This window comes from Pseudomonas sp. WS 5411, from assembly GCF_012985595.1.
Classification (GTDB): domain Bacteria; phylum Pseudomonadota; class Gammaproteobacteria; order Pseudomonadales; family Pseudomonadaceae; genus Aquipseudomonas; species Aquipseudomonas shahriarae.
In genome coordinates this window covers 522,793-548,197 of record NZ_JAARMC010000001.1, presented here as the reverse complement: position 1 = coordinate 548,197, position 25,405 = coordinate 522,793, and the positions used below count along the sequence as shown (strand labels likewise).

Sequence of the window (25,405 nt, the reverse complement as noted above, 5' to 3'; positions counted from 1 at the left end):
TCAGGGTTTTACAGCGCCAATAGTAATCAATACCATTGGCGCCCCTCTGCTCTCAGGTAACGCCCCATGCTGCTGCATATTCCCGGCCTGTTCTCCCGCGACGAGGTATTGCGCATCCGCGAAGCCCTGGAGCAGGCGGACTGGGCTGACGGCAAGATCACCGCCGGTCATCAGTCGGCCAAGGCCAAGCACAATCTGCAATTGCCGGAGGGCCATCCACTGGCCAAGGAAATCGGCGCGGCCATGCTCGAGCGCCTGTGGCAAAACCCGCAGTTCATGTCGGCGGCGCTGCCGCATAAAGTCTTCCCGCCCCTGCTCAATTGCTACACCGCCGGCGGCAGCTTCGACTTCCATATTGATAACGCCGTACGCCAGCCCAAGGGCAGCCACGAGCGGGTACGCACTGACCTGTCCTCTACGCTGTTTTTCAGCGACCCGGATGAATACGACGGCGGCGAACTGGAGATCCAGGACACCTTCGGCCTGCAGCGGGTCAAGTTGCCGGCCGGTGACATGGTGCTGTACCCAGGCTCCAGCCTGCACAAGGTCAATGCCGTGACCCGGGGTGCGCGCTATGCCGCGTTTTTCTGGACCCAAAGCCTGGTGCGCGAAGACAGCCAGCGTACGTTGCTGTTCGAAATGGACGGTGCGATCCAGCAACTGAGCCGTGACGTACCGGACCACCCGGCGCTGATCCAGCTCACCGGCACCTATCACAACCTGTTGCGTCGCTGGGTCGAGGTCTGAGCATGGCTTTTCACTTGCGCCGCGAAGAACGCCTCGACGGCGAACAACTGCGGGCCATGCTCGACGAATCACCGGCCCGCGCGGCCCAGGCGATCCTGATGGCGGCGAAGGAGGGCGTGCTCGATGCCCAGGCGCTACTGGGGCAAATCCTCCTGGAAGGGCGCGGGATCGAGCGCGATGAAGCGCTGGCCCTGCGCTGGTTCCGGATTGCCGCCCAGGGCGGCCACTTGATGGCCCGCAATATGGTGGGGCGCTGCCAGGAGCATGGTTGGGGTTGCGCCGCCAATGAGCGGGCGGCTGCCGGGGAGTACCGCCAGGCGGCAGAAGCCGGGTTGGATTGGGGGCTGTACAACTACGCCAACCTGCTGGCCACCGGGCGCGGGGTGACGCAAGACCAGCAGCAGGCACTGGCCTGCTATCGCCAGGCTGCCGAACGGGGGCATGCCAAGTCGATGAACCTGTTGGGGCGTTACCTGGAAGAAGGGCAGTTCTGTGCGCAAGACGTGCCCGCAGCGCTTGAGTGGTATCGCCGCTCGGCGCAAGGTGGGGATTTTCGCGGGCAGTTCAGTTATGCGGCCATGCTGGCTGAGCACGAGCAGATCGAAGCGGCGCTTGAGTGGTTGCACAAGGCGCTGGAGGGCGGGAATCTGAAGTTCTTGCGGGTGGCCCATAAAGCGCTGGCAGCGGCCAATGATCCGCAGATTCGCGCCATGGCCGATGCCTACCAACAACGCGCAGAGGAATTGCAGGAGCCGGCAAGCCGGCTCCTACGGGATCAGACGTAGAAGGATTTCAGCGGCGGGAAACCGTTGAATTCAACTGCGCTATAGCTGGTGGTGTACGCACCCGTGGACAGCCAGTACAGGCGGTCACCAATGGCCAGGTTCAGCGGCAGGCCGTACTTGTAGTTTTCGTACATGATATCGGCGCTGTCGCAGGTAGGACCGGCGATCACCACTTCTTCCATCTCGCCCTTTTTCTCGGTCCAGATCGGGAACTTGATGGCTTCGTCCATGGTTTCGATCAGGCCGGAGAACTTGCCCACATCCGTGTACACCCAACGCTCGACGGCGGTGCGGGATTTACGGGCGACCAACACCACTTCACTGACCAGGATCCCGGCGTTGGCGATCAACGAACGGCCTGGTTCCAGGATGATTTCCGGCAGCTCGTCACCGAAGTCTTCCTTGAGGAAGCGGATGATTTCCTCGGCGTAGGTTTCCAGGCTGTTGGTGCGGGTGATGTAGTTGGCCGGGAAGCCACCGCCCATGTTGATCAGCTTGAGGTGGATGCCGTCTTCTTCTTTCAAACGCTCGAAGATCACCTTGACCTTGGCAATGGCGGCGTCCCACACGCTGATATCACGCTGCTGCGAACCCACGTGGAACGAGATGCCGTAAGGCACCAGGCCCAAATCGCGGGCGAGGATCAGCAGGTCCATGGCCATGTCGGTCTGGCAGCCGAATTTGCGCGACAGAGGCCAGTCAGCCGTGGTCGAGCCTTCGGTGAGGATGCGCACATAGACTTTCGAGCCCGGCGCGGCCTTGGCGATGTTGCGCAGGTCGGCTTCGGAGTCGGTGGAGAACAGGCGCACGCCCTTCTCGTAGAAGTAGCGGATGTCCTTGGATTTCTTGATGGTGTTGCCGTAGCTGATACGGTCGGCGCTGACGCCGCGGTCCATGACCTTGTCCAGCTCGTAGATCGAGGCGATGTCGAAGCTCGAACCCTTGTCTTTCAACAGGTCGATGATCTCGACAGCCGGGTTGGCCTTGACGGCGTAGTACACCTTGGCGAATTCGAAACCGGCGCGCAGGTCATCGTAGGCCTGGCTGATCATCGCGGTGTCGATCACCACGAACGGGGTTTCTTGCTTGTCGGCGAACGCCTTCATTTTGTCAAAAGTGGCGCGCGCGAAATAATCTTCGACGTTGATCGACATGCTGGGAACTCCTAAGGGCAAACTGAAATTAACAATGGGTGCAAATGAACGTCCTCCGTATCCCCACTTTGGTTCGCCTACTTCCCAAGGCATGTCGCCGAAAGCAAAAAGGCCACGGGATAAGCTTCCCTTGGCCTTGCTGTCTCGTCGTCAGTACTTGAGCCGGATGGATCGTTTCCAGCATGGACGTTCGGCGCGAACTTTAGGGCGTGAGGGGCTTGAGATCAACTAAAAATGTCGCGTTTTTGCACGCGTTCGTCGCGTGACCCAGTTCAGCTACTTATGTAACCGACCGGTGTGACGGATTGATGTTCCCCAATGAGGAGGAATCAGGCTATTTCCTGACACCCAGCAGAACTAAATGCGGGAGCGGGCTTGCTCGCGAAGGCGGTGGGTCAGCACCCATTCAGTGACTGACACACCGCTTTCGCGAGCAAGCCCGCTCCCACAATTTTGACCGAGTGGTGTCAGGCCAGTGCAGTCTCGGCAGGCGACACAATACTGGTCTTGCCCCCACGGGACTTACCAGAGCTCAGGTACTCGGCAATCGACTCCTGGGTCACCTCACCCAAAAACACCCGCTCGGCATCCATCACCGGCAGCCACGAGCGGTTGAACTCGTACATGCGCGACAACAGGATGCGCAAGTGCTCGTCAAACGCCGCCGTGGCGTTGAACTCGCGCAGGTATTGGGCGCAGGTACCCGTCTGACGATGCAGGTCGCGACGTCGTACATAACCCAGCGCCTTGTTCTCGGCGCAGGTGACCACCACATAGCGGCGGTCATGCTCGTCCATCAGCTCCAGGGCATCGGCCACCGGGGTTTCCGGGCTGACCGACGGGGCGTTGTCCGCCGCGTCTTCGGCCTTGACCAGCAGCAGGCGCTTGAGGGTGCTGTCCTGGCCGACAAAGTTGCTGACAAACTCGTCGGCAGGATGGGCCAGCAGAGTGTCCGGGTGGTCGATCTGCAACAACTTGCCGGCGCGGAAGATGGCGATTTTGTCGCCCAGCTTGATCGCCTCGTCGATGTCATGGCTGACCATGATCACCGTCTTGTTCAGCGCGCGTTGCATCTCGAAGAACTCGTTCTGGATCATCTCGCGGTTGATTGGGTCGACCGCGCCGAACGGCTCATCCATCAGCAGCAACGGCGCGTCGGCCGCCAGGGCGCGGATCACGCCGATGCGCTGTTGCTGGCCACCGGACAGCTCGCGCGGGTAGCGGTGCAGATACTGCTTGGGTTCGAGCTTGATCATGCTCATCAACTCGCGGGCGCGGTCGTGGCATTTCTGCTTGTCCCAGCCCAGCAGCTTGGGCACGACCACGATGTTTTCCTCGATGGTCATGTTGGGAAACAGGCCGATCTGCTGGATCACGTAGCCGATATTGCGGCGCAGGGTCACTTCGTCGAGGTCGGTGGTGTCTTCGCCGTTGATCAGGATCTTGCCCGAGGAGGGCTTGATCAGGCGGTTGATCATCTTCAGCGTGGTGCTCTTGCCGCAGCCCGAGGGACCGAGGAACACGCAAATCTCGCCTTCATTGACAGTCAGGCTCACGTCGTTAACGGCGGTGACAGTCTTGCCGTTGCTTTGGAAGGTCTTGGACAGGTTTTGAAGTTCGATCATTTGAGCAATCCTTTTGGAGTCAGCGAGCGTTGCAGCCATTGCAGAAGCAGGTCGGCGAAGATGGCCAGGAGACTGACCAGCACGGCGCCAACGATCAGCATCGACATGTCGCTGCGGCTGATGGAAGCCAGAATAAGTACACCCAGGCCACCGGCGCCGATGGTGGCGGCAATGGTCATTACACCGATGTTCATCACCACGGCGGTGCGCACCCCGGCGAGGATCACCGGCACTGCAATCGGCAGCTCGACCATGCGCAGGCGCTGGCCGAAGGTCATGCCGATGCCTTTGGCGGCTTCGCGGATGCCCGGCTCGACGCCGGTCAGGGCCAGGTAGGTGTTACGCATGATCGGCAGCAGGGAGTAGAGGAATACGGCGGTGATCGCCGGCATCGGCCCCAGGCCCTGGCCAAACTTGGAGTAGAACGGCAGCAGCAGGCCGAACAGGGCAATCGATGGCACCGTCAGCAGCACCGTGGCACTGGCTTGCAACGGGCCGGCCAGGGTCGGGAAGCGGGTCATCAGCACGCCCAGGGGCACGCCTACGACGATCGCGAGGATCACGGCGATCCCGACCAGGGTGATGTGCTGCCAGGTCAGGTGCAGGACTTGGGCCCAATCAAGATGGGAAAAGGCGTTCAGAAATTCCATGTCTTCTCCTCTTTTAGTTGAGTGGGTGCTGGCGCAGGAAATCAGCGGCTACAGCCGATGGGCTTTCATGGTCGACGTCGACCCGCGCGTTCAGCTGGCGCATGGTTTCATCGTCGAACAGCGCTGCCAGTGGCTTGAGGTCGGCGGCCAATTGCGGGTGGGCATCCAGATAAACCTGACGCACCACGGGGGCTGCGGTGTAGTCCGGGAAGTAGTGCAGGTCATCTTCCAGCAGCTTCAATTTGAAGGCATTGAGGCGACCGTCGGTGGTGTACACCAGGCCGGCAAATACCTGGCCATTGCGCAAGGCGGTGTAGACCAGACCGGCGTCCATCTGCCGGGTGTTCTTGCGGGTGAGGTTCATGCCGTACAGCTTGACCATGCCGGCCATGCCGTCGGAACGGTTGGCGAACTCGGTGTCCAGGGCCACCAGGCGGTTTTCACGGGTTGTCTCGTCCAGCGCCTGGGTCAGGTCGCTGATGGTGTTGATCTGCGGATACTCCTTGGCCACGTTTTCCGGCAGGGACAGGGCGTAGGTATTGCTGAATTTCGACGGCGACAGCCAGACCAGGCCTTTTTTTGCGTCGAGTTCTTTAACCCGTGCGTAGGACTGTTCGCTGTCGAGCTTCTCGTCCACATGGTTGTAGGCCACCAGGGACACGCCGGTGTATTCCCAGATCAGGTCCAGTTGCCCGCTTTCCTGGGCACTGCGCGCCAGGTTGCTGCCCAGGCCGCCCGTCACGCGGGTGTCGTACCCCTTGGTGCGCAGGTACTGGGAGGTGATTTCGGCGAGCAGGGTCTGTTCGGTGAAGACCCGGGCGCCGATGCGGATCACCGGTTTTTCAGCAGCTTGCGCAATGCCTGCAAACAGCAGGACGCAGCTCAGTATCAAAGTCAGTTTTTTCATGTGAATTCCTTTGCCAAGCCTTAAGACGGACGCAACCCGCGTTCCAGCCAGAGGCGGCTGGCCATGGTCACCAGACCGTCAAGCAGCAATGCCAGCAGCGCGGTGCACGCGGCGCCGAGCAGCAATTGCGGCTGGTTGTTCAGGGCGATGCCGGGGAAGATCAGGCTGCCCAGGCTATTGGCGCCAATCAGGAACGCCAGCGGTGCGGTGCCGACGTTTATTGCCAGGGCCACACGTACGCCACCGATAATGATCGGCACGGCGTTGGGCAATTCGACGCGAAACAGCACCTGGCGTGGGGTCATGCCGATGCCGACGGCGGCTTCCTTCAAGGAACCCTGCACGTTTTTCAGGCCTTCGTAGGTATTGCGCACGATGGGCAGCAAGGAGGCGAGGAACAGGGCGAAGATGGCCGGGCCACTGCCGATGCCGAGGACGCCGAGGGCGATGGCCAGTACGGCCAGGGGAGGGACGGTGTTGCCGATGTTGAAGATCTGCATGAAGCGTTCTGCGCGCCCGACCATATTCGGTCGGCTGAGCAGGATACCGGCGGGGATCCCTACGATCAGGGCAGCCAGCATGGAGACAAGTACAAGAATCAGGTGAGCTTGCAGGTAAAACAACAAATCGTCGCGGTACAGTTCGATCGTGTTGATGCCGATCCAGTGGACCAGCAGGGCCAGGAGAGCGACGACAACCGCTCCTCCTATCAGCCCTTTGCCATAGCGAATAGCCACAGGCGGACTCCTTTTTTCTTTTGTCGGCGAACACATTTCCGAGCGGCAATGCCATTCCTGGCTGTCGGCGAATATGTTCGCGAAAAGCAGCTCGCCGATACCGGCAACGCGGTATGCGATCAAGCCATGAGCGCAGCCTCGTCAGGCTAACTTGCTGATTTTTCAGCCCCTGTTACGAGTGCGGTAGCAGGGGAGTGGACGTCTCTACCTTTTAAAAGGTTCCATACTTGGCAGCATTTAGCCACCCCCAATCGGGTGAACGGTGGTCTGGCTCCCCGGGTTTGCGCTATACTCGCCGCCCTTTTTTGACTCACCTGCCAGGCGATTTCCCATGACCCACCAGGCCGCCGAAGTCGCGAAACGCCGCACTTTCGCCATTATTTCCCACCCCGATGCCGGTAAAACCACCATCACCGAAAAGCTCCTGCTGATGGGCAAGGCGATCGCAGTGGCCGGCACGGTGAAATCCCGCAAATCCGATCGCCATGCCACCTCTGACTGGATGGAGATGGAGAAACAACGGGGTATTTCCATTACCACGTCGGTCATGCAGTTCCCCTATCGCGACCACATGGTCAACCTGCTCGACACCCCGGGCCACGAAGACTTCTCCGAAGATACCTACCGCACCCTGACTGCGGTGGACTCGGCCTTGATGGTCCTCGACGGCGGTAAGGGCGTCGAGCCACGCACCATCGCGCTGATGGACGTGTGCCGCCTGCGTGATACGCCGATCGTCAGCTTTATCAACAAACTCGACCGTGACATCCGCGACCCGATCGAACTGCTGGATGAAATCGAAGCCGTCCTGAAGATCAAGGCCGCGCCGATCACCTGGCCGATTGGCTGCTACCGCGACTTCAAGGGCGTGTACCACCTGGCCGACGACTACATCATTGTCTACACCGCCGGCCACGGTCACGAACGCACCGATGTGAAGATCATCGAGAAACTCGACTCCGATGAGGCCCGCGCCCACCTGGGTGACGAGTACGACCGCTTCGTCGACCAACTGGAACTGGTGCAGGGCGCCTGCCATGAGTTCAACCAGCAGGAATTCCTCGACGGGCAACTGACCCCGGTGTTCTTCGGTACCGCCCTGGGCAACTTCGGCGTCGACCACGTACTGGACGCGGTGGTCAATTGGGCACCGAAACCACTGGCGCGGGTTGCCAACGAGCGTACCGTGGAGCCGGTTGAAGAGAAATTCAGCGGCTTCGTGTTCAAGATCCAGGCGAACATGGACCCCAAGCACCGCGACCGTATCGCCTTTATGCGTATCTGCTCCGGCAAGTACGAAAAAGGCATGAAGATGCGCCACGTACGCACCGGCAAGGACGTACGCATCGGCGACGCCCTGACGTTCTTCTCCTCGGAGCGTGAGCAACTGGAAGAAGCGTTTGCCGGCGATATCATCGGTTTGCACAACCACGGCACCATCCAGATCGGCGACACCTTCACCGAAGGCGAAGCCCTGAGCTTCACCGGTATCCCGCACTTCGCCCCGGAACTGTTCCGCCGCGTACGCCTGCGCGACCCGCTGAAATCCAAGCAGCTGCGCCAAGGTCTGCAGCAATTGGCGGAAGAGGGCGCCACCCAGGTGTTCTTCCCCGAGCGCAGCAACGACATCATCCTCGGCGCCGTGGGTGTGCTGCAGTTCGATGTGGTGGCCAGCCGCTTGAAAGAGGAATACAAGGTCGAATGCTCCTACGAGCCGATCACCGTGTACTCGGCACGCTGGATTGATTGCAGTGACAAGAAGAAGTTGGAGGAGTTCTCCAACAAGGCCGTGGAAAACCTCGCCATCGACGGCGGTGGCCACCTGACCTACCTGGCGCCTACCCGGGTGAACCTGGCGTTGATGGAAGAGCGCTGGCCGGATGTGAAATTCCGTGCGACCCGTGAACACCACTAAGGGTTAGCGGTATAAAAAAAGGCGAAGCTGTGATGGCTTCGCCTTTTTTTGCGGTAGATTACCGGGTGTTGGGGCCAACTTTAAGTTGTTTAAGGGACAGTTCAGCGCCGGCCATTAGCGTTTCAACTTGTGCGGCTATTGCATCCTTGACAATGGCTTCGCCCACATCAGTGATTTCCTGGTCCTTTATGTAGTTCAGGCTCAAAAACAATAAGTGCATGGCAACATCCATCGAACTTTGAAATGCCAGCAATGTATTGTTTTTCCCCAGTTCATCGACCACCCTTCCCCAACGCAGGTCGGATTCAACCTGCAAGGCCTTGAACTCCATCAGCGACACGTCGCCGTCCTCGTAGATATCAGACAGCAGCTTTTTCAGAGATTTTGAAATTTCTCTCATGACAGTTCTCGCAAAGAATATAGGAAGTTGTAGCTGGCGGACTTTATTCTTCTGAGATTGCGTTGCGCAATTGCGGAAACATGGTAGTTACAAGTTGCAGAAAGTTTGCCTTGGTGGTGGGCGGCAGTACTGTTTTTAATGTCGGACTTGTCGTTGGTTTGCTCGCGAATAAACGGTAATTGCTAGTACTTAATTAAAGGTAACACCCACTGGTGGCGAGGGGATTTGTCCCCTCGCCAAAGTGTCCAGACACAGCTGACTATTCAAAAACCTTCAACGGCATGGCCCTTAGAACGAAGCCGTCACCGACGCAAAGTAAGCCCGACCCGGTTCGTTATACGTCTGGGCACCGGCATCGTCAGCATTGCCTTTGCGATACAGGCGCTTGTCCAGCAGGTTCTCGATACCTACGCGCACGCTCAGGTTCTTGGTGAACTCGTAGCCGCTGCTCAACCCCATCAAACCGTACGGGTCCACATCCTGTTGGGCGCTGCGATCATAGCGGTTGGCGCTGCGGGAGTTGAGGGTCGGCGCCTCCTGCTTGCCGTAGTAGGTGCCGCTGACCTGGAACGACAGCTTGTCGGTGGCCTGCCAGTCCAGAGTGGTGTTGACCGTGTACTTGGGAATGACACTCAGCGGTTCGCCGGTGTCCTTGTCCTTGGAGTCGATCATGTAGGTCAGGTTGGTGTTCCAGTCCAGATCGTCGCGCAGGGTCATGAACAGGTTGCCCTCGACCCCCTGCACCAGTGCCGCCCCGCTGTTTTCCCACTCCAGCACACGGCGCCCGCCGTCCAGGCGGTAGGCGGCGGTGTTGCTGGCGTTGATTTTGTTCTTGTAGTCATTACGGAAGTAGGTCGCGCTGGTGCGCCAGGTGCCTTTGTCATAGGCCAGGCCGATTTCCTTGTTGACGCTGATTTCCGGTTTCAGGTCCGGGTTACCCACCAGGTAGCAGCCGCCGGAGTTGGCTTCGCTGGCGTTGCAGCCGTTGCCACGGCTGTACAGCAAGTAGTTGGGGTTGGACTGGTACAGGTTGGGCGTCTTGTAGGCGCGGGCAATACCGCCCTTGAGGCTTAGCTCATCGGTCAGTTGGTGCGAGGCGTTGAGGCTCGGGCTCCAGTTGCCGCCGTACTCTTCATGATCGTCGTAGCGCAGGCCGGGGGTGATGATGGTCTTGCTGCCGACTTCGATGTTGTCCTCGGCGAACAGCGCATAGCTGGAGGCCGTGGTCTTGGTGCTGCTGCGGCTCATCCCCGGAATGCTCGGTACGCCACCTGTGCCAGGGTCGTAGCTTTGTGGGCGCAGCGACCCCGGGTCGTTCATCGACTCGTAGAGGTATTCGCTGCCCAGGGTCAGCACCTGCTCGGTACCGAAACTCAGGGGCAGGTTGACCTCGGCCGTGGCCCGGGTGTTGCGCAGCCGCGATTCGAAACGGCCAGCGGTGGCGGAGGGCGCGCCCTCGCCGGAACCCGCCAGGCCTTCGTTGAGGCGTGCGTTGCGGGTCAGGTCGTGGCTCAGCGATGCCATGGTCGAGCCCCAGTCGAACTCGCCACGGTGGGTGGCGGAGAAACTGCTGCGCTGGATCACGCTGGTTTCCTTGCCGACCAGGCTGTTCACGAATACACCGCCGCCGTTGAGCATGGTGTCGCCGGCGAAGATATTGCCCTGACGGCTGTAGCTGGCTTCCAGGTCCAGGGTCTGCTCGGGGGTGAATTGCCAACTGAGCAAACCGTTGACGTCCTTGTTGCGCACACCCTCGCGGCCGGCGACCAGCGAGTCTGCGCTAGCCTGCTCGGCCTGGTTGATGGTGGAGTCATCGGCATCGGTCTTGTTCAGGCCGCCATACACCCGGAACGCCAAGGTGTCGCTCAACGGGCCGCTGAGGTTGAAGTTGGTGCGTTTGCTCATGCCTTCGGCATCGTCTTCGGGCAGCGACACGTAGGTGGTCAGCGAGCCGTGCAACTGGTCGGTGGGGCGCTTGGTGATGATGTTGATCACCCCGCCCATGGCCCCGGAGCCGTAGCGAGCAGCCGCCGGGCCACGCAGGATTTCAATGCGTTCGACCTCTTCGGCCGGCACCCAGTTGGTTTCGCCACGGGTGTCACGGTCGCCGCTCCAGCCGTAGCGCACGGCGTTGCGCGAGGTCGAGGGCTTGCCATCGATCAGGATCAGGGTGTTTTCCGGGCCCATGCCGCGCAGGTCGATCTGGCGATTGTTGCCTCGACTGCCGCTGGAGCTGTTGCCACTGAGGTTGACGCCCGGTTCACGGCGGATGATGTCCGACAGGTCGTTGGTCGGCGGGCGTTTCTTGATGTCTTCGGCGGTGATGATTGACACGCCGGGGGCTTGTTTGAGTTCTTCGGCAGCGGTGCCCAGGATTCGTGTTTCGCTCAACTCCAGGGCTTGGGCGGTGCCATCGACGGGCAGGTCGGTAGCGGCTACCGGCACTTTGCCGTGTTCTCTTTCCAAGGTATCCGCCAGCAGTGCGGGAGACGAGAGGGCGGCGATAAACGCCAGGGAGAAATGGCTGAGCCTGAATCGAGGTGACATGTCCGCAGAATCCTTTAGGGAAGGTGGCAACTGAGCGAGATGCACCAGAACTGCCTTCCAGCAGGATTCGGCGCCCTCTGTGCGCCGGAATGCTAGTCATTATCAAATACAAGTAAATGTCATTTACAACTTTTACACTTTGCTAAAAACAAAAAAGCCCCTCCCGCCAGACTGATGCGCAATCTGGCGGGAGAGGCTGTACAACGCTGTATCGCCCTGTGGGAGAGGGCTTGTGTGGATAGGGCTTGCCCGCGATGCAGGCACCTCGCACTGTCAGTTAAACCGCGCTGATGCTATCGCGGGCAAGCCCGCTCCCACACAAGTCCACCCCTACAGGGGGTTAGGCCACGAACTGCTCCGCGTGATGGCAAGCCACTTGGCGGTTGTCCAGTTCACGCAGCAGCGGCTCTTCACTGCTGCAGCGCTCGGTGGCATACGGGCAGCGCTTATGGAACGCGCAGCCGGAGGGCGGGTTAAGCGGGTTGGGCAGCTCGCCGACGATCTTGATCTTCGGCTTGTTCGGGTCCGGGTGAATGGTCGGGGTGGCCGACAGCAGCGCCTGGGTGTAAGGGTGCAGCGGGCGCTCGTAGATGTCGTTCTTCGCGCCCATTTCCACCGGGCGACCGAGGTACATCACCATCACGTGGTCGGCAACGTGTTGCACCACCGCCAGGTTGTGGGAAATGAACACGTAGGCCGTGTTGTACTGCTGCTGCAGGTCCATAAACAGGTTGAGCACCTGGGCCTGGATCGACACGTCGAGGGCCGAGGTCGGTTCATCCGCCACCAACACCTTGGGTTGCAGCATCATGGCGCGGGCCAGGGCAATGCGCTGGCGCTGGCCACCGGAGAACATGTGCGGGTAACGCTGATAATGCTCAGGGCGCAGGCCCACTTGCTTCATCATCGCCTGCACTTTTTCGCGGCGTTCGGCGGCGGACAGGTTGGTGTTGATCAACAGCGGCTCGCCCAGTTGATCACCGACTTTCTGCCGCGGATTCAACGAGGCATAGGGGCTCTGGAACACCATCTGCACGTCTTTGCGCAGTTGTTTGCGCTGGGCCTTGTCGGCGCCGGCGACTTCCTGGCCGGCGATTTTCAACGAGCCGGACGACGGCTCTTCAATCAGCGTCAGCGCGCGGGCCAGGGTGGATTTGCCACACCCCGACTCACCCACGACGGCGAGGGTCTTGCCGGCTTCCAGCTCGAACGACACGCCATTGAGGGCGCGCACGGTGGCGTGGCCTTTGAACAGGCCACGGGACACTTCGTAGTGACGGGTCAGGTCGCGGGCGGTAAGAACGACGGCCATTACGCCACCTCCTGGTTCAAGGGGTAGAAGCAGCGCACAAGGCTGTGGGCTTGCGGGTCCAGGGTCGGACGGGTCTGGCGGCAGCTGTCCTGCACATATGGGCAGCGTGGCGACAGCAGGCAGCCTTGCGGGCGGTCATACCGACCGGGGACGATGCCCGGCAAGGTCGACAGACGGGCGGCGCCCATGCTGTGTTCCGGGATCGCCGCCAGCAACGCTTCGCTGTACGGATGCGCCGGCACGTCGAACAGGCCGGGCACCTGGCCGACTTCCACCGCTTGGCCGGCGTACATCACGCACACGCGCTGGGCAGTTTCCGCGACGACTGCGAGGTCGTGGGTGATCAGCACCAGGCCCATGTTCTGTTCTTTTTGCAGAGCCAGCAGCAGTTCCATGATCTGCGCCTGGATGGTCACGTCCAGGGCGGTGGTGGGTTCGTCGGCGATCAGCAGCTTTGGTTCGCCGGCAATCGCCATGGCAATTGCCACACGCTGGCTCATGCCGCCGGACAGTTGGTGCGGGTAGGCATCCATACGGCTGGAGGCGCCAGGGATCTCGACCTTTTCCAGCAGTTCAATGGCACGCTTGCGCGCTTGCTTGCCGGACATTTTCAGGTGCAGGCGCAGTACTTCTTCAATCTGGAAGCCCACGGTGTAGCTGGGGTTCAGCGCGGTCATCGGGTCCTGGAACACCATCGCCAGGTCTTTGCCGACGATCTGCCGGCGCTGGCGATTGCTCAGCTTGAGCATGTCCTTGCCGTCGAAGGTCAGCGAGTCGGCGGTGACGATGCCGGGATGCTCGATCAGGCCCATCAGCGCCATCATGGTCACGGACTTACCCGAACCCGACTCGCCAACGATGGCCAACACTTCGCCTTTGTCCACGGACAGGTCGAGGCCATCGACCACCGGCACAGCGGTTTTGTCGCCGAAGCGCACATTGAGATTCTTGATTTCTAGCAGTGACATGGGAATCTCCTCACGCGGCATTCTTGAGTTTCGGGTCCAGCGCATCGCGCAGGCCGTCGCCCATCAGGTTGATTGCCAGCACGCTGAGCAAAATGGTCAAACCAGGCAGGCTCACGACCCACCAGGCACGTTCGATGTAGTCACGGGCCGAAGCCAGCATGGTGCCCCACTCAGGTGTCGGCGGTTGCACGCCAAGACCGAGGAAGCCCAGGGCGGCGGCATCGAGAATCGCCGAGGAGAAGCTCAAGGTGGCCTGCACGATCAATGGCGCCATGCAGTTGGGCAGCACGGTCACGAACATCAGGCGCGGCAGGCCGGCACCGGCCAGGCGCGCGGCGGTCACGTAGTCACGGTTGAGCTCGCCCATCACCGCTGCGCGGGTCAGGCGCACGTAGGACGGCAGCGACACAATGGCAATCGCGATCACGGTGTTGATCAGGCCAGGGCCGAGGATGGCGACAATCGCCACGGCCAGCAGCAGCGACGGCAGGGCCAGCATGATGTCCATCAAACGCATGATGGTTGGGCCGAGCAAGCGCGGGAAGAACCCGGCGAACAGGCCTAGCAGGATCCCCGGGATCAGCGACATCACCACCGACGACAAACCGATCAGCAACGATAGGCGTGAGCCCTGGATCAGGCGCGACAGCAGGTCGCGGCCCAGTTCGTCGGTGCCCAGCAAAAACTGGATCTGCCCACCTTCCAGCCACGACGGCGGGGTCAGCAGGAAGTCGCGGTATTGCTCGCTCGGGTTATGGGGCGCCACCCAGGGGGCGAAGATCGCGCAGAACACGATCAGCAACATAAACAGCAGGCCGGCAACCGCGCCCTTGTTCTTGGAGAAGGCTTGCCAGAATTCTTTGTACGGCGACGGGTACAGCAGGCTTTGATCGACTGCTGACACTTGAGTTGGTGTGGTCATGGTCATGATCTCAGCGCTGGTGACGGATGCGTGGGTTGGCGAAGCCGTAGAGGATATCCACCACGAAGTTCACCAGGATCACCAGACAGGCGATCAGCAGGATGCCGTTTTGCACCACCGGGTAGTCCCGCGCGCCAATGGCTTCGATCAGCCATTTGCCGATGCCGGGCCAGGAGAAGATGGTTTCGGTCAAAACCGCACCGGCCAGCAGTGTGCCGACTTGCAGGCCCACCACTGTCAGCACCGGGATCAGCGCGTTACGCAGGCCATGCACGAACACCACACGCGCCGGCGACAGGCCCTTGGCCTTGGCGGTACGGATGTAGTCTTCGCGCAGCACTTCAAGCATCGAGGAACGGGTCATCCGCGCAATCACTGCCAGCGGGATGGTGCCCAGTACGATGGCCGGCAGGATCAGGTGGTGCAGGGCATCCCAGAATGCGTCCGGCTCGTCGGCCAGCAGGGTGTCGATCAGCATGAAACCGGTGCGCGGCTCGATGTCGTAGAGCAGGTCGATACGCCCGGAAACCGGGGTCCAGCCCAGGCTCACCGAGAAGAACATGATCAGGATCAGGCCCCACCAGAAGATCGGCATCGAATATCCCGCCAGGGAGATGCCCATTACCCCATGGTCGAACAGGGATCCTCGCTTGAGTGCCGCGATCACCCCGGCCAATAGCCCGAGGATGCCGGCGAACAACAGGGCGGCCATGGACAGTTCCAGGGTCGCGGGGAACAGGGCGCTGAACTCGGTCCAGACGCTGGTGCGGGTGCGCAGGGATTCGCCGAGGTCGCCCTGGGCGAGCTTGCCGACGTAGTCCAGGTATTGCGCATACAAGGGTTTGTTCAAGCCAAGGCGTTCCATTGCCTGGGCGTGCATCTCGGGGTCAACCCGCCTTTCGCCCATCATGACTTCTACGGGGTCGCCAGGGATCATGCGAATCAACGCAAAAGTCAGCAACGTGATGCCGAAGAACGTGGGGATCAATAACCCCAATCGGCGGGCAATAAAACTAAACATCGTGTTGTCTACCTCAATCAGCCGGTTAGGCAGGTCCGGCTCCGTCAACGTCGACGGAACCGGGCGTCTCTTATTACTTCACCTGGGTGGTGGCGAAGTTATTGTTGGTCAGGGGGCTTTGGGTATAACCCTCGACGTTCTTGCGCATGGCGGTGAACATTTTCGGGTAGGCCATGGGGATCCATGGTTGGTCCTTGTCGAAAACGACCAGCGCTTGTTCATAGAGTGCGGCGCGTTCGGCGGGTTCAGCCACGGCGCGGGCCTTGTCGATCAAACCCTGAAACTCTTGGTTACACCAGCGGGCGTAGTTTTCGCCGTTTTTAGCGGCATCGCAACTCAGGTTGGGCGTGAGGAAGTTATCTGGGTCGCCGTTGTCTCCGGCCCAGCCGGCGGAAACCATGTCGTGTTCGCCGGCTTTGGCGCGCTTGAGCATTTCGCCCCACTCCATGACCCTGATATTGACCTTCAGGCCAATCTTCGCCAGATCCGCCTGCATGCGCTGGGCGCCGAGCATCGGGTTGGGGTTGGTCGGGCCGCCGCCGTTGCGGGTGAACAGGGTGAATTCGGTGCCTTCCGGCACGCCGGCTTCCTTGAGCAGGGCCCGGGCCTTGTCCAGGTCGCGGGGCGGGTTTTTCAACTGGTCGTTGAAGCCCAGCAGGGTCGGCGGGTACGGGCCGGTGGCGTCGATGGCATTGCCTTTGCCGTACAGGGATTCGTTATAGCCCTGTTTGTCGAACGCGATGTTGATCGCGTGGCGCACCCGCGCGTCGCTCATGTACTTGTGGGTGGTGTTCATGGCGGTGTAGGCGGTGGTCATCGCCGCCAGTTCCGCGACCTTCAGGTTTGGATCGGCCTTGATACTCGGCAGGTCGTCAGGCTTTGGATACAGCGCGATCTGGCACTCATTGGCCTTGAGCTTTTGCAGGCGCACGTTGTTATCCACCGCGATGGCCAGGATCAGCGGGTCGGCGGGCGGCTTGCCACGGAAGTATTCCGGGTTGGCCTTGAAGCGCACCTGAGCATCTTTCTGGTAGCGGGTAAAAATAAACGGGCCGGTGCCGATCGGCTTGCTGTTGAGCTCGCCGGTCTTGTTGGCGGCCAGCAGTTTGTCGGCGTATTCGGCGGAGTGGATGGCGGTGAAGGGCATCGCGACATCGGCCAGGAACGGGGCTTCGGGGCGGGTCAGGGTGAAGACCACGGTGTGGTCATCGGTCTTCTCGACGCTTTTGAGCAGTTCCTTGAAACCCATGCTTTCGAAATAGGGGAAACCGGTGGTGGACTTGTTGTGCCACGGGTGTTTCGGGTCCAGTTGACGCTGGAAGCTCCAGAGCACGTCGTCGGCATTCAGGTTGCGCGTGGGCTTGAAGTAGTCGGTGGTGTGGAACTTGATGTCATCACGCAGGTGGAAGGTATAGGTCAGGCCGTCTTCACTGATGTCCCACGATTTAGCGAGTGCGGGCCTGATTTCAGTAGTGCCGGGCTTGAAGTCCACCAGGCGGTTGAACATGGTTTCGGCCGCAGCATCGGCGGTGACGGCCGTGGTGTACAGGACCGGGTCGAAGCCTTCCGGACTGGCTTCGGTGCAGACCACCAGCGGCTTGGCCGAAATGCCCAGGGCCACACTCAGCAGTGCAGCGGTCATGGCGGCTTGTAACGGGAGCATTTTCATTGAAGAGCCCTCTGCAAACGATTCAACCACACAAATGTAGACGGCAGGCTCGTCCTGAGCCTGCCGCTTACCTGGCGCTAATTAAAGGATGTTGAATGGGATGGTGGTGACCAGACGGAATTCTTTCACGCTGCCGTCAAACTGGTTGGCACTGCCACGGTGTTCGACGTAGGTGGCACGAATCGCGGTGTCCTTGAGCGAGCCGCTCTGGACCGCGTATCCCGCGCCGACGCCGTATTCCTGGTGTTTTTCGCCGTCCTGCTTTTCGATGCCGGTGTAGGCGTAAGCGCCGTTGCTGTTCCCCGTGTAGTGGGTACCGTCGATGCCCCAGCCGCGTGCGGAGTAGATGTTGAACTTCAGGCCCGGCACGCCGTATTCGGCCATGTTGATTGCGTAGGCGACCTGGAAGGATTTCTCGTTCGGGCCGTTGAAGTCCGACGTCAGGGAGTTGGCCAGGTAGATGCCGTTGGTTTCGTGCAGGTAGTCGAAGTACTCGTTACCGTTCACTTGCTGGTAGGAGAAGGTCAGGCTGTGAGCCTGGTGAGCCAATCCAAGGGACAGGGAGTAGGTATCGTTGTCGATCTCCCCCATCAGTTTTTTGCCTTCATCGACAGTCTTGTAGTAGTTCAGGCCGGTGGTCAAGGCCAGGACTTGGCTGTCACCCAACTGGTGGGTCGCGCCGAAGTAGTACTGGTTCCAGAAATCCTTGACGTTGGCGCCGAAGAAGCTGGTTTTCAGGCTCTTGAACGGCTGGTAGTTGGCGCCCAGGGTGTAGACCTTGTCGGTTGTCGCACTGTTGGCGCCTTGTTGGCTGTACTCGCTGCGGAACTTCGACAGGCTCTGTTCGGAACGTGGGGAGACGCGGTCAAACACGCCGCCCTGGAACGACAGGTTGCTGAACTCTTCGCTGTTGAAGCTCACACCTTGGAAGCTCGATGGCAGGGGACGGTTGCCGATGTTGTCGACAATCGGCGTGCTGAAGTTCTGGCGGCCGGCAGTCAAGGTGGTGTTCGACACACGGAACTGCACGTTGGCCAGGCCCAGTTTGCTCCACTGGTCTACGGCATTGCCGTCAGAGTCAGCCAAGGTGCGGTTGGAGCCGCCCTTGATATCGCGTTTGCTGCGGTCCAGAACAAGAGCGTTGTACACCGCTACTTCGGTCTTGACACCCACAGTGCCCTGGGTGAAACCCGAGCTTGCGTTGATGATGGTGCCCTGGATCCAGTTGGTACGGTTGCGGTCGGTCTTCTCTACACCGTGCTCTTTGTATTTGAAGCTGCCCCCGCGGTACAGGTGTTCATTGGAGTACCAGTTGCGCGTACTGCCACCCAGGCTGAAGTCTTCGATAAATCCCTTGGCTTCGCTTTGGGCGCTGGCGCCGGCCAGTGTGGTCGGCACGAATTCCTGGCTTGCAGGTTCGGCGTAAGCGGTCGCGGTGATGCTGCTGATGGCCATGGCCAGTAGCACTTTGCTGCTTAGTTTCATGGGTGGAGCTCCTTTGGTTCTCTTTTTTTTATGCCGGCCTTATTAGGTGAACCGGCTATTGGGTGTGTAACTCTTCAAGCATTTGCAAACGTTTGCTGTAGGAGATTTCGCGAATTACAGCTGCACGTTTGCGGCAGAGCCAACTTCGCTCTGCGCATCCGGTTATTTTCTTATGGGGTGATACTGACGCCCGAGAACACGTTGCGGCCGAAGGGGCTGACTTTGAAGCCTTCGACCTTGGTGCTTAACGGCTGGTTGACCGTCGAGTGGGCGACAGGCGTGATCGGCACCTGTGTTTTAAGCAGTTGCTGCGCCTGTTTGTACAGAACAGTCCGTTGTTCACGGTCGGTGACGACCTTGGCTTGCTTGATCAGCTTGTCGTACGCCGGGTCACACCACATCGAGTAGTTGTTCCCGCCGATGGCGTCGCAGCTGTAGAGGGTGCCCAGCCAGTTGTCCGGGTCACCGTTGTCGCCGGTCCAGCCAATCAGGCTGACATCGTGCTCGCCGTTCTTGGTGCGCTTGATGTACTCGCCCCACTCATAGCTGACGATCTTGACCTTGAGGCCAATCTTGGCCCAGTCGCTTTGCAGCATCTCGGCCATCAGCTTGGCGTTGGGGTTGTACGGGCGCTGGACGGGCATGGCCCACAGGGTGATCTCGGTGCCTTCCTTGACGCCGGCCGCCTTGAGCAATTCCTTGGCTTTTTCCGGGTTGTAGGCGGCGTCCTTGATGCTGTCGTCATAGGACCATTGGGTCGGCGGCATGGCGTTGACCGCCAGTTGCCCCGCGCCCTGGTACACGGCATTGAGGATGCTCTGCTTGTTCACCGCCATGTCCAGGGCCTGGCGCACTTCGAGCTGGTCGAAGGGTTTGTGCCGCACGTTATAGGCGATGTAGCCGAGGTTGAAGCCGGGTTTGGTCAGCAGTTGCAGGTTCGGGTCGGCCTTGAGCGCGTCGACATCGGCGGGGCGGGGATGCAGGGTGACCTGGCATTCATTGGCCTTGAGCTTCTGCACGCGTACCGAGGCGTCGGTGTTGATGGCGAAAATCAGTTGGTCGAGCTTGACCTTGCTCGGGTCCCAGTAGTTTTTATTGCCGGCGAAACGGATCTGCGAATCCTTCTGGTAACGCTGGAACACGAACGGCCCGGTGCCGATCGGCTTCTGGTTGATATCGCTGGGTTTGCCGGTCTTGAGCAGTTGCTCGGCGTATTCGGCCGAGAGGATCGCGGCGAAGCTCATGGCGATGTTCTGGATAAACGCGGCATCCACCGTGTTCAGGGTCATTACCACGGTATGCGGGTCGGTTTTCTCGACCTTGGCGATGTTCTTGTTCAGGCTCATCCCGTTGAAGTACGGAAACTCGGTGGGGTAGGCCTTGCGAAACGGGTGGTTGGCGTCAAGCATGCGGTTGAAGGTGAACAGCACGTCATCGGCGTTGAAATCCCGTGTCGGCTTGAATTCCTTGTTGCTGTGGAACTTCACCCCTTCGCGCAAGTGGAAGGTGTAGGTCAGGCCGTCTGGCGAGATATCCCACTTGGTAGCCAGCCCTGGTACGACGCCGGTTTCACCCTTTTCGAACTCAACCAGGCGGTTGTAGATCGGCTCGGCCGCATCGTTGTCGGTGGCGGTGGTGTACTGCGCAGTATCGAACCCGGCCGGGCTGCCTTCGGAGCAGAACACCAGGCTTTTCTTTTCGGCAGCCTGGCCCATCGAAGCGACGGCCAACAGGCTGGTACCCAATATCGCGGATAGAACGGTGGTATGGCGCATGACGGTCCCCAATCCATGTTTATCGTTTTCGTCAGTGAACAATCACCACGCCTTACCTGGCATGGAGAAAGCACTGCTCCCATCCACAGCAAATGCCGTATCGGAACTGCGCGTTTGCCTACCTCGACGTTAGGGAACGAGGGCAGGGCGGTAAATGCGCCGAACCGGACAGACCTTGTAGGTATCGGACGTAACCTGCGCAGTTAGCTGCTGTAGGACGGCAGCCCATGCGGGGGTAGTTCGATTCCTAGGATCTGGGCGGATGCAATAACGGCGACGTTATGAAACGTCGCCGCTAGAGATCACTACTTGCTGACGCTCACCCCGTAGAAGGAATTCAAGCCAAATGGGCTGATCTTGAAGTCCTGCACGTTGTTGCGCATGGGTTGATACACCGTCGAGTGCGCGATAGGTGTCATGGGCACTGCATCTTTGAGGACGTGTTGCGCCTGTTTGTACAGTTCGGTGCGCTTGGCGACGTCCGATGTGGCCTTGGCTTCTTTCACGATGCCGTCGAATTTCTTGTCACACCATTTGGAGAAGTTGTTGCCGGCCAGGGAGTCGCAGCCAAACAGCACGTTCAGCCAGTTGTCCGGGTCACCATTGTCACCGCTCCAGCCGATGATCATGGCCTGGTTCTCGCCGCCCTTGGAACGCTTGATGTACTCGCCCCACTCGTAGCTGACGATGTTGACCTTCAAGCCGATCTGCTTCCAGTCGTTCTGCAGCATCTCGGCCATCAGCTTGGCGTTGGGGTTGTACGGACGCTGGACCGGCATGGCCCACAAGGTGATCTCGGTGCCTTCCTTGACGCCGGCCTCCTTGAGCAGTTCCTTGGCCTTGGCCACATCGTGCGGGACGTCCTTGATGGTGTCGTCATAGGACCATTGGGTCGGCGGCATGGCGTTGACCGCCAGTTGGCCTGCGCCCTGGTACACCGAGTCGATGATCTGCTGCTTGTTGACCGACATGTCCAGCGCCTGGCGTACGCGCAGGTCGGCCAGGGGGTTGGCGGCCGTCTGGCCCTTGAGCACTGGCATGACGTTGTAGGCGATATAACCCAGGTTGAAACCGGCCTGGTGCGGCAGTTTCAGGGTTTTGTCCTCGCCCAGGGCCTTGAGGTCGGCCGGACGCGGGAAGAGGGTGACCTGGCATTCATTCTTCTTGAGTTTCTGCACACGCACCGACGGGTCGGTGGTGATGGCGAAGATCAGGTTGTCGATCTTCACGTCTTCAGGCTTCCAGTAATCCTTGTTGCCGGTGAAGCGGATGTTGGAGTCTTTCTGGTAGCTCTTGAACACGAACGGACCAGTGCCGACCGGCTTCTGGTTGATGTCCTGGGGCTTGCCGTCCTTCAACAGTTGGGCGGCGTATTCGGCCGACTGTACCGAGGCGAAGCTCATGGCCAGGTTCTGGATAAACGCGGCGTCCACGGTGCCAAGGGTGAACTTGACGGTGTGGTCGTCGATTTTCTCGATGTTCTTGATGTTGGTGTCCATCCCCATGTCCGTGAAGTACGGGAACTCGGTGGGGTAGGCCTTACGGAACGGATCGTCTTTATTGATCATCCGGTTGAAGGTGAAGAGCACGTCGTCGGCGTTGAATTCACGAGTCGGCTTGAAATACGGCGTGGTGTGGAACTTGACCCCTTCGCGCAGGTGGAAGGTGTAGGTCAGGCCGTCTTCGGATACATCCCACTTGGTGGCCAGGCCAGGAATCACGGCGGTGCCGCCGCGCTCGAACTGGCTGAGCCGGTTGAACATGGTTTCGGCCGAAGCATCGAAGTCTGTTCCGGTAGTGTACTGGCCTGGGTCGAAACCGGCCGGGCTCCCTTCGGAGCAGAACACCAGATTAGTCGCCGCCTGGGCGAAAGGTGCAGCGGCCATTAAACCGGCGCTGACTAAAAACGGAATGACTGCGTGTTTAAGCATGTTGGCCTCATGATTTGTTGTCATTTTTGGAATTGAGGGCGACCTCGTGAGTCGGCCTGCGGATACTTATGCAGGCCCCATACCCAATGCAAGACGTTGAGAGGCAACAAGCGGCAAAGAGTGGTACGAACGTACAGGAATGTCGCATTCATATAATTTTCGACACGAAACTGTACTTTTGAGGGCTTTTTTCGGTGCGTGGAGTGCACCGAATAAGTCCAACCGAGGTGTCTGGCGCACCCGGTTGGGGCATAGTTGTTACTTATTCAGACTTACGCCGTAGAACGGTGTCAGGCCAAACGGGCTGATCTTGAAGTCCTGGACCTCCTTGCGCAGTGGCTGGAAAACCGTCGAGTTCGCAATAGGCGTTATAGGTACTTGATTCTTAAGTATTTTTTGCGCCTGTTGATACCACTTTATGCGTTCGTCACGGTCACTGCTGAGCTTGGCCTTCTGCACCAGTTGGTCGTACTGCGGGTTACACCATTTTGCATAGTTGCTGCCCTTGACCGCGGCACAACTGTAGAGCACGCCCAGCCAGTTATCCGGGTCGCCGTTGTCGCCGGTCCAGCCGTAGATCATCACATCGTGCTCGCCGTTTTTTGCGCGCTTGATGTATTCGCCCCACTCATAGCTGACGATATTGGCGGTGATCCCGACTTTGGCCCAATCCTGCTGGATCATCTGCGCCGACATTCGCGCGTTGGGATTGGAGGCGCGCTGCACGGTCATCGCCCACAGATTGATGGTGGTACCTGGTGCAACCCCTGCTTCTTTTAGTAGCGCCCGGGCCTTGGCAGGGTCGTGCGGTGCGTCCTTGATGCTGGGGTCATAAGACCACTGGGCCGGCGGCAGTGCGTTCTGCGCCAATTGCCCGGCACTTTGGTACACCGCCTGGATAATCGCCGGCTTATCGATGGCCATGTCCAGGGCCTGGCGCACCTTGAGCTGGTCCAGCGGCGGATGAGTCACGTTATAGGCCAGAAAGCCCAGGTTGAAGCCCGCCTGCTGCTGCACGCGCAGGTTTGGATCCTGCTTCATCACCTCGATATCCGAGGGGCGCGGATAGCCGCTGACCTGGCATTCGCCGGCCTTGAGCTTTTGTAGGCGCGACGCGGCGTCCGGGGTGATCGCAAACACCAGGCTGTCGAGTTTCACATCCTCAGGCTTCCAATAGTTTTTATTGGCGACGTAGCGAATCTGCGAGTCCTTCTGGTAGCGCTTGAACACAAACGGCCCGGTGCCGATCGGTTTCTGGTTGATATCGGCGGCCTTGCCGTCTTTAAGCAACTGCGCCGCGTACTCGGCCGATTGCACGGACGCAAAACTCATGGCCAGGTTCTGCACGAAAGCGGCATCGACGTTATTGAGGTTGAAGCGCACGCTGTGCTCGTCGAGCTTTTCCACACTTTTGATCGTGGTATTCAGGCCCATATCGGTTAAGTACGGCGACTCGGACGGGTAGGCCTGACGGAATGGATGGTTGGCGTCCAGCAGGCGCTGGAAAGTGAACAGCACATCGTCGGCATTGAAGTCGCGGGTCGGGGTGAAGTACTCGGTGCTGTGGAACTTGACCCCGTCGCGCAGGTGAAAGGTGTAGGCCAGGCCGTCCTTGGACACCTCCCAACGGGTCGCCAGGCCCGGCTCGACTTCGGTCCCGCCGCGCTTGAACTGGGTCAGGCGGTTGAACACGGTTTCGGCCGAGGCATCAAAATCGGTGCCGCTGGTGTACTGGCTCGGATCGAACCCGGCGGGGCTGGCTTCGGAGCAGTAGACCAGGGTGCTTGCCGCCTGGGCCGTGGGCATGCACGCCAGCAGGCTGGCAACGAGGAGGAGCGACTTGAAGACAGTTCTATCCATGGTGACCCCTGAAATGGCAGGTAAACAACGGCCAAAAAAAACGGCGGTCACCGAGGTTACCGCCGTTGTGGGCCATCAGGTAAGGCTTATGGCATCTGTACTTCAATCACGCCATCAGCGCTCATGCTGACCTGGCTGGTGCCGGCCTCGACCTCAGGTGTCGGCGCCGAATCCATCGCTGCCGCCTTCATCATCATCCCGCCATTTCGCGCGTACGGCATTGGGTAGCCGTTGGTATTGAAGTTCAGGTTGACGATCTTGTAGCCCTTGCCGCCGAGTGCATCGGTGGCCAGTTGGGCGCGGGCCTTGAACGCGGCGACCGCATCCTTGAGCAACGCGTCTTCGCTGGACTTGCGCGTGGCGTCGGCGATGGCGAAGTCCATATTGTCCATTTTCAGGGTGTTGAGCAGCTCGCCGGTGAGCTTGGACAGCGCCGGGAAGTCCGCGCTTTCCAGACGCAGTTCGGCGCGCTCGCGCCAGCCGGTGATCTTCTGGTTCTTGTTGTCGTAGATCGGATAGCTGTTGCGGCTGCCCTGGCGCAGGGTCACGCCTTTTACTTCGCGAGCTTCGCCCAGCGCCTTGTTCATGATGGTTGTGACTTCGGCGGCGAGCTTGGCCGGGTCAGTATTTTGCGACTCGGTGTAGAGGGTGACGATCATCTTGTCACGGGCCACTTCCTGGCTGACTTCGGCCCGCAGGGAAATCTGGTTGTAGTGCAGTTGATCGGCGGCCAGCGCGGGCAGGCTGGCAATGCTGCCAACGCTGAGGGCAATAAGGGCGGCACTGCGAGTGAAACGTGACATGGAAGCTCCTTGAGGGTGATCGTGTTCGGTAAGACTGTAGACGGGGGATTCGGGTTCGGCGGGTTACAAAATCTCTACATCTGGCGACGATGCCGACGAACGGTCATAAAGCCATGACCTGCGTCAAAGGGCCACAGACTCGCAGACTGTACCGTCGCTTCGTTTATACTTGCTGCGATCCGCCTGGAGCGC

At 59.8% G+C, this 25,405-nt stretch carries 20 protein-coding genes; 3 read left to right on the top strand and 17 right to left on the bottom strand.

Going from position 1 to position 25,405, the window contains the following annotated elements; translation table 11 throughout:
• Window positions 1–66: 66 nt before the first annotated feature.
• On the top strand, window positions 67–747 hold the full coding sequence (locus HBR93_RS02475; protein WP_057441033.1) for a Fe2+-dependent dioxygenase: 681 nt from the start codon (window positions 67–69) through the stop codon (window positions 745–747).
• A 2-nt stretch (window positions 748–749) separates the two neighbouring features.
• Window positions 750–1,532 carry a tetratricopeptide repeat protein gene (locus HBR93_RS02470; protein WP_169959773.1) on the top strand — a complete coding sequence of 261 codons (783 nt, stop codon included), beginning with the start codon at window positions 750–752 and terminating at the stop codon, window positions 1,530–1,532.
• Here HBR93_RS02470 and HBR93_RS02465 read toward each other — a convergent pair.
• The 5 genes from HBR93_RS02465 to HBR93_RS02445 all read right to left on the bottom strand — a co-directional run bounded on the left by HBR93_RS02465 (window position 1,523) and on the right by HBR93_RS02445 (window position 6,605).
• Window positions 1,523–2,686, bottom strand: coding sequence for a type III PLP-dependent enzyme (locus HBR93_RS02465; protein ID WP_032861941.1), 1,164 nt, complete (start codon window positions 2,684–2,686; stop codon window positions 1,523–1,525). The two genes, HBR93_RS02470 and HBR93_RS02465, sit on opposite strands and share 10 nt — an antisense overlap.
• Before the next feature lie 467 nt (window positions 2,687–3,153).
• Window positions 3,154–4,311, bottom strand: coding sequence for an ABC transporter ATP-binding protein (locus tag HBR93_RS02460; RefSeq protein WP_104910916.1), 1,158 nt, complete (start codon window positions 4,309–4,311; stop codon window positions 3,154–3,156).
• Entirely contained in the window at window positions 4,308–4,961 is a 654-nt protein-coding gene (locus HBR93_RS02455; RefSeq protein ID WP_027604864.1) for an ABC transporter permease, read from the bottom strand. Before HBR93_RS02455 ends, HBR93_RS02460 begins: the two co-directional genes overlap by 4 nt.
• A 13-nt stretch (window positions 4,962–4,974) precedes the next feature.
• A complete protein-coding gene (locus HBR93_RS02450) occupies window positions 4,975–5,868 on the bottom strand; it encodes a glycine betaine ABC transporter substrate-binding protein (protein WP_057438044.1) in 894 nt (297 codons plus the stop codon).
• A 20-nt stretch (window positions 5,869–5,888) separates the two neighbouring features.
• Entirely contained in the window at window positions 5,889–6,605 is a 717-nt protein-coding gene (locus HBR93_RS02445) for an ABC transporter permease (protein WP_003215977.1), read from the bottom strand.
• Between the two features lie 331 nt (window positions 6,606–6,936).
• Here HBR93_RS02445 and HBR93_RS02440 point away from each other — a divergent pair, with 331 nt between their 5' ends.
• A complete protein-coding gene (locus HBR93_RS02440) occupies window positions 6,937–8,520 on the top strand; it encodes a peptide chain release factor 3 (RefSeq protein ID WP_057438046.1) in 1,584 nt (527 codons plus the stop codon).
• Window positions 8,521–8,578: 58 nt separating this feature from the next.
• On the opposite strand, the gene HBR93_RS02435 is transcribed toward HBR93_RS02440, so the two are convergent.
• From HBR93_RS02435 to HBR93_RS02380, 12 genes are all read right to left on the bottom strand, one after another.
• Entirely contained in the window at window positions 8,579–8,920 is a 342-nt protein-coding gene (locus tag HBR93_RS02435) for a hypothetical protein (protein ID WP_057958422.1), read from the bottom strand.
• A gap of 288 nt (window positions 8,921–9,208) precedes the next feature.
• The gene (locus HBR93_RS02430; protein WP_169959772.1) at window positions 9,209–11,467 is read right to left on the bottom strand and encodes a TonB-dependent siderophore receptor; all 2,259 of its coding nucleotides are present in this window, start codon (window positions 11,465–11,467) and stop codon (window positions 9,209–9,211) included.
• A gap of 340 nt (window positions 11,468–11,807) precedes the next feature.
• The gene (locus tag HBR93_RS02425; RefSeq protein WP_057958423.1) at window positions 11,808–12,779 is read right to left on the bottom strand and encodes a peptide ABC transporter ATP-binding protein; all 972 of its coding nucleotides are present in this window, start codon (window positions 12,777–12,779) and stop codon (window positions 11,808–11,810) included.
• Entirely contained in the window at window positions 12,779–13,747 is a 969-nt protein-coding gene (locus HBR93_RS02420; protein WP_057438051.1) for an ABC transporter ATP-binding protein, read from the bottom strand. Before HBR93_RS02420 ends, HBR93_RS02425 begins: the two co-directional genes overlap by 1 nt.
• 10 nt (window positions 13,748–13,757) lie before the next feature.
• The gene (locus tag HBR93_RS02415) at window positions 13,758–14,669 is read right to left on the bottom strand and encodes an ABC transporter permease subunit (protein WP_029291943.1); all 912 of its coding nucleotides are present in this window, start codon (window positions 14,667–14,669) and stop codon (window positions 13,758–13,760) included.
• A gap of 10 nt (window positions 14,670–14,679) precedes the next feature.
• Window positions 14,680–15,690, bottom strand: a complete 1,011-nt coding sequence (locus tag HBR93_RS02410) for an ABC transporter permease subunit (protein WP_032860135.1) — start codon at window positions 15,688–15,690, stop codon at window positions 14,680–14,682.
• 73 nt (window positions 15,691–15,763) lie between these two features.
• The gene (locus tag HBR93_RS02405) at window positions 15,764–17,359 is read right to left on the bottom strand and encodes an ABC transporter substrate-binding protein (protein WP_115129010.1); all 1,596 of its coding nucleotides are present in this window, start codon (window positions 17,357–17,359) and stop codon (window positions 15,764–15,766) included.
• A gap of 81 nt (window positions 17,360–17,440) precedes the next feature.
• Complete coding sequence (locus HBR93_RS02400) at window positions 17,441–18,844, bottom strand: OprD family outer membrane porin (protein ID WP_115129009.1); 1,404 nt, start codon at window positions 18,842–18,844, stop codon at window positions 17,441–17,443.
• Between the two features lie 170 nt (window positions 18,845–19,014).
• Entirely contained in the window at window positions 19,015–20,619 is a 1,605-nt protein-coding gene (locus tag HBR93_RS02395; protein ID WP_115129008.1) for an ABC transporter substrate-binding protein, read from the bottom strand.
• Between the two features lie 305 nt (window positions 20,620–20,924).
• On the bottom strand, window positions 20,925–22,550 hold the full coding sequence (locus HBR93_RS02390) for an ABC transporter substrate-binding protein (RefSeq protein WP_057438055.1): 1,626 nt from the start codon (window positions 22,548–22,550) through the stop codon (window positions 20,925–20,927).
• 258 nt (window positions 22,551–22,808) lie between these two features.
• The gene (locus HBR93_RS02385) at window positions 22,809–24,410 is read right to left on the bottom strand and encodes an ABC transporter substrate-binding protein (RefSeq protein ID WP_169959771.1); all 1,602 of its coding nucleotides are present in this window, start codon (window positions 24,408–24,410) and stop codon (window positions 22,809–22,811) included.
• An 86-nt stretch (window positions 24,411–24,496) separates the two neighbouring features.
• The gene (locus HBR93_RS02380) at window positions 24,497–25,213 is read right to left on the bottom strand and encodes an SIMPL domain-containing protein (RefSeq protein WP_169959770.1); all 717 of its coding nucleotides are present in this window, start codon (window positions 25,211–25,213) and stop codon (window positions 24,497–24,499) included.
• Window positions 25,214–25,405 lie beyond the last annotated feature (192 nt).